The sequence below is a fragment of the Pseudomonas sp. ACN8 genome (genome assembly GCF_002303925.1).
Taxonomy (GTDB): Bacteria; Pseudomonadota; Gammaproteobacteria; order Pseudomonadales; family Pseudomonadaceae; genus Aquipseudomonas.
The window spans coordinates 1-3,409 of sequence record NZ_MRCS01000101.1; the positions used below are offsets into that span (position 1 = coordinate 1).

The 3,409-nt window shown below is 57.6% G+C and carries 4 protein-coding genes; 2 read left to right on the top strand and 2 right to left on the bottom strand.

Annotated features, from left to right (window positions below):
• Positions 1 to 88 (top strand): hypothetical protein (locus BSF44_RS30915; protein ID WP_256589180.1); only part of this gene is annotated, 88 nt, incomplete at its 5' end.
• Positions 89 to 218: 130 nt separating this feature from the next.
• Here BSF44_RS30915 and BSF44_RS29025 read toward each other — a convergent pair.
• The gene (locus BSF44_RS29025) at positions 219 to 701 is read right to left on the bottom strand and encodes an acyl-CoA thioesterase (protein ID WP_046038855.1); all 483 of its coding nucleotides are present in this window, start codon (positions 699 to 701) and stop codon (positions 219 to 221) included.
• A 286-nt stretch (positions 702 to 987) separates the two neighbouring features.
• On the opposite strand from BSF44_RS29025, the gene BSF44_RS29030 reads away from it, so the two are divergent.
• Complete coding sequence (locus tag BSF44_RS29030; RefSeq protein WP_095946418.1) at positions 988 to 2,751, top strand: cation:proton antiporter; 1,764 nt, start codon at positions 988 to 990, stop codon at positions 2,749 to 2,751.
• 22 nt (positions 2,752 to 2,773) lie between these two features.
• Here BSF44_RS29030 and BSF44_RS29035 read toward each other — a convergent pair whose 3' ends face one another.
• Complete coding sequence (locus tag BSF44_RS29035) at positions 2,774 to 3,181, bottom strand: SMI1/KNR4 family protein (RefSeq protein ID WP_003187120.1); 408 nt, start codon at positions 3,179 to 3,181, stop codon at positions 2,774 to 2,776.
• Between the last annotated feature and the right edge of the window lie 228 nt (positions 3,182 to 3,409).

Here is a 3,409-nt window from a genome sequence, read left to right on the forward strand (position 1 = left end):
TGCCAGCTACGAGCTGGAACTGGTACGGGCTCAGGACCGGATTGCCCATCCGCGGGTGCGGTTCGAGGCTACACCCATCAGTCTCTGATTCAGCGCTGCCCCCATCGCGAGCAGGCTCGCTCCCACATTGGATCTTTGTCGTACACAAAATCTGTGTCCACTGAAATCAACTGTGGGAGCGAGCCTGCTCGCGATGGGGGCTAGAGTCGCGACAAGATTCAGACGTCGCCCTTGATCTCCTGATAGCGCTTTTCCGACTCCTGACGAATCTGTCGGCGCTGCTGCGCCTGCATGTAACGACGCTTGTCTTCGCTATTCTGCGGTTGCAGCGGTGGTACTGATGCCGGTTTACGTTGGTCATCCACCGCGACCATGGTGAAGAAGCAACTGTTGGTGTGGCGCACCGAGCGTTCACGGATGTTCTCGGTCACCACTTTGATGCCTACTTCCATGGAGGTATTGCCGGTGTAGTTGACCGAGGCGAGAAAGGTCACCAGTTCGCCGACATGGATCGGCTCACGGAAAATGACCTGATCCACCGACAGGGTCACCACATAGCGGCCGGCATAACGGCTGGCGCAGGCGTAGGCCACTTCGTCGAGGTATTTGAGCAGGGTACCGCCGTGAACATTGCCAGAGAAGTTGGCCATGTCGGGGGTCATCAATACCGTCATCGACAGTTGGGCGTTTCCGGGTTCCATAGCATTCTCACGGGTCAAGGCCAGGTTTGAGGGATGCACCTCTGCGGGTGCCTCGGCGGTTTTTTCAAACCAACAGTTATCGGGACGCCGGGTGCCGGGTCGCCGTCACGCCGGATCGATCTGTTTCCATATATTGCACCGCCTTTCTGTCGGAAGTCGCGGTGTTACGCTGCAAAAGCCCGGACGCAGGGACTTTTCCTACGCGTAAAGCAGACTTTTGTTCGGTTCGATTAGACGTATTCCTGCGTCTGTGAATCGGGCAACTTCAATCAGGGAGCCGCTCGCCATGCATGCCATCAGTTTCATTCAGGATCTGGCAGTGATCATGTTGATCGCAGGTGTGGTCACCGTGGTTTTCCATCGCCTGAAACAACCGGTGGTACTGGGATACATCGTCGCCGGCTTCATCATCGGCCCGCACACCCCGCCATTCGGCCTGATCCATGATGAAGAAACCATCAAGACCCTGGCCGAACTCGGGGTGATATTCCTGATGTTCTGCCTGGGCCTGGAGTTCAGCCTGCGCAAGTTGTTCAAGGTCGGTGCCACGGCATTCATCGCGGCATTCCTGGAAATCGTGCTGATGATCTGGATCGGCTACGAGATCGGTCGCTGGTTCGACTGGAACACCATGGACTCACTGTTCCTCGGCGCGATCCTGGCGATTTCCTCGACCACCATCATCGTCAAGGCGCTCAATGATCTGAAACTGAAGAACGAGCGATTTGCCCAGTTGATATTCGGTGTGCTGATCGTCGAGGACATTCTGGGCATCGGCATCATCGCGCTGCTGTCCAGCATCGCGGTCAGCGGTACGGTCAGCTCCGGCGAAGTGTTTTCCACGGTCGGCAAACTGTCGCTGTTCATGATCGTCGCGTTGGTCATCGGCATCCTGATGGTGCCGCGGCTGTTGGCCTACGTCGCCAGATTCGACAGCAACGAAATGCTGCTGATCACGGTACTGGGCCTGTGTTTTGGCTTCTGCCTGCTGGTGGTCAAGCTTGAATACAGCATGGTCCTCGGGGCATTCCTGATCGGCGCGATCATGGCTGAGTCCCGGCAACTGCTGAAAATCGAGCGTTTGATTGAACCGGTTCGCGATCTTTTCAGTGCGATTTTCTTTGTGGCCATCGGGCTGATGCTCGATCCGGCGATCCTGCTTCAGTACGCCTGGCCAATCGCCGTAATCACCGTAGCCGTGGTGCTCGGCAAGATGTTGTCCTGCGGCCTTGGTGCATTTATCGCCGGCAATGACGGACGTACCTCGCTGCGGGTCGGGATGGGGCTTTCACAGATTGGCGAATTCTCTTTCATCATCGCGGCACTGGGCATGACGTTGCAGGTCACCAGCAACTTTTTATACCCCGTGGCTGTGGCGGTTTCGGTGATCACAACCCTGCTGACGCCCTATCTGATTCGCGCGGCTGATCCATTGTCGATCAAGCTCGCCGGCGCCATGCCAGAACGTCTGGGACGGGTGTTGGGGATGTATGGCGAATGGCTGCGCAGCATCCAGCCTCAGGGTGAGGGTGCGTTACTGGCATCCATGATTCGGCGGATTTTGTTGCAGGTGGGAGTCAATCTGGCGCTCGTGATCGCAATCTTCTTCTCGGGCGCGTATTTCGCCGAACGCATGTCGGCCTACCTGCAAGCCTGGATCAGCGACCCGAGCTGGCAAAAGGCGTTGATCTGGGGTGGGGCGCTGCTGTTATCGCTGCCTTTTTTGATTGCGGCGTACCGAAAGCTAAAGGCACTGTCGATGTTGCTGGCGGAAATGGGCGTGAAGCCGGAGATGGCCGGGCGCCACACGCAGCGAGTGCGCCGGGTGATCGCCGAAGTGATCCCGATCCTGTCGCTGCTGGTGATCTTTTTGCTGTTGGCAGCCTTGTCGGCCAGTATTCTGCCGACCAACAAGTTGCTGATGCTGATCGCCGTGGTCGCGGCCGCCGTGGCGGCGCTGCTGTGGCGTTGGTTCATTCGTGTGCATACGCGGATGCAGGTGGCGTTGCTGGAAACCCTCGACAATCACAAGGAGTCGTCCGGGCACTGACCACCTAGCGGCGTTGACTGGGTCAGCTTTCCAGCCAGACGTCCCGTGCCCAGTGCCACACCGACTCCCAGGTTTCTTCGGCGATCAGCTCTTCTTCGGCCTGCCAAAGCACCACGGTGCCGTCTTCTTCGACGCAATAGTAGTCATCACCGTCCTGGCAGATCGGGATCAGGCTGCGATCGACGCCGGCGTCCCAGGCGTTGGCGGCAACGTCGGGCAGGTAGGTGTGGGATTGCGGGTCGGTCACGGTGACCGGTTCCAGGCTGCCGTAGACGACGTCGCTGACGGTCAGCAGAAACTCTCTGAAGACGAACGGAATGTCGATGAACAGTTGTTCTTCGATTTCGACCAGCAGGTCTTCGTCGGGCAGTTCCAAGGGGACCGGTACCGGTTCGTTGGCTTCACGCAGTTGTTCGATGATTTCTTCCACGTCCGGGATCCTCTTGCTTGTATGGCGCGGTTTATATGGGGCGGTTTATACAGTAGCTTGCTATAGATGCAACCGCGAAATAGAAAACCCCGGCCTGGGCCTAATGCTGTTCACTTAAGCGGAGCAGCCTTACGGTCCACTGGAAACCGGGTTTTTGAAATCTTCACCGTCCTTGGCCTTGATGGCCTTGGGCGGTGATCCAGAAACAACCCGCCGACACCTTTTCTT